Origin of the sequence: Streptomyces sp. MBT65, assembly GCF_016612545.1 — a bacterium.
In the GTDB taxonomy this organism is placed as follows: Bacteria; Actinomycetota; Actinomycetes; order Streptomycetales; family Streptomycetaceae; genus Streptomyces.
Genome location: NZ_JAENRY010000641.1, coordinates 1 through 1,152, shown reverse-complemented (window position 1 = coordinate 1,152; position 1,152 = coordinate 1). Strand labels below are relative to the sequence as shown.

Below are 1,152 nucleotides of genomic sequence, written 5' to 3'. Positions count from 1 at the left end.
CGCCCACACCCACCCGGCCCCCTGGACCGCTGGTACGAGCAGGCCGGCGTCCGCACCGGCGTCCGTCGGATGTTCCACGCGGACACCGAGCGCGGCAAGGTCTTCTTCCCGGCCGCCCTCGTCCCGTACGCCGGACACGAAGCCGTACGCGAACTGCCCCCCGAGCGGCTGCGGGAGCTGACCGTGCGGCACCTCTACCAGTTCCTGCTGTCGACGACCCACCTGGAGACCCGGGTCGTCAACACGGCCGCCGAAGCCGTGGCCAACGGCCGCACCGGACTCGACCTGCCCGCCAACCTCCGCCCGGACGCCTTCAAGGTCTACTGCGACGAGGGCTACCACGCCCTCTACAGCCTCGACCTCGCCGACCAGATCGCCGCCGTGACCGGCATCCCGATACCGGACCAGGACTACGGCGGCTTCGTCGACCGGCTGCGCTGCGCCGCGCACCGCGCGCTGCCCGCCGCGCCCGCGCTCGCCGGACTCCTCCAGGCGGTGGTGTTCGAGACGCTGATCACGGCCGTGCTGAACGAGGTGCCGGGCGACCCGTCCGTCGTACGTGTCGTCCGCGATCTGCTGCGCGACCACGCCCGGGACGAGGGCCGCCACCACCGCTTCTTCTCCGCCCTCTTCCGCGAGGTCTGGACCCACCTCTCCGCCACCGACCGCGCCGCCGCCGCACACGCCCTGCCCGAACTGATCCGCACCGCCCTGACCTGGGACCTCGCCCCCGTCCGCGCCTCCCTGCGGCTGGCCGGCCTCGACCCGGACACCGCGCGCCGGGTCGCCGCCGACTGCTGCGCGGCCGGCCCCGACCCCCGCCGCCTGAACGACACCGCCCGCTCGACGCTCCGGCTCTGCGCGACCGTCGGCGTCTTCGAACTCCCCGGCGCCCGCGAGCACTTCGCCGCCCACGGCCTCGGCGACGGCCACGAGGAGACCCCGTGAACCCGACCACCACGAGCCTCACCTACGGCACGTATCTACGGCTGCCCCAGCTCCTCGGCCAGCAGTTGCCCCAGGCCGCCGCCGCGCACGACGAGCATCTGTTCATCACCGTGCACCAGGTCCACGAACTCTGGTTCAAGCAGCTCCTCGTCGAACTCACGGACGCCCGCGAGCATCCGGTCGCGGGCGTCCGTGAGTTCGACG

General features: G+C 73.3%; 2 protein-coding genes. Both read left to right on the top strand.

Going from position 1 to position 1,152, the window contains the following annotated elements; translation table 11 throughout:
* Positions 1-948, top strand: a 948-nt coding sequence (locus JHN63_RS51255) for a diiron oxygenase (RefSeq protein ID WP_200691970.1), incomplete at its 5' end; no start/stop codon positions are given.
* A partial coding sequence (locus tag JHN63_RS51250) for a tryptophan 2,3-dioxygenase family protein (protein ID WP_307782198.1) occupies positions 945-1,152 on the top strand: 208 nt, incomplete at its 3' end. The genes JHN63_RS51255 and JHN63_RS51250, both read left to right, overlap by 4 nt.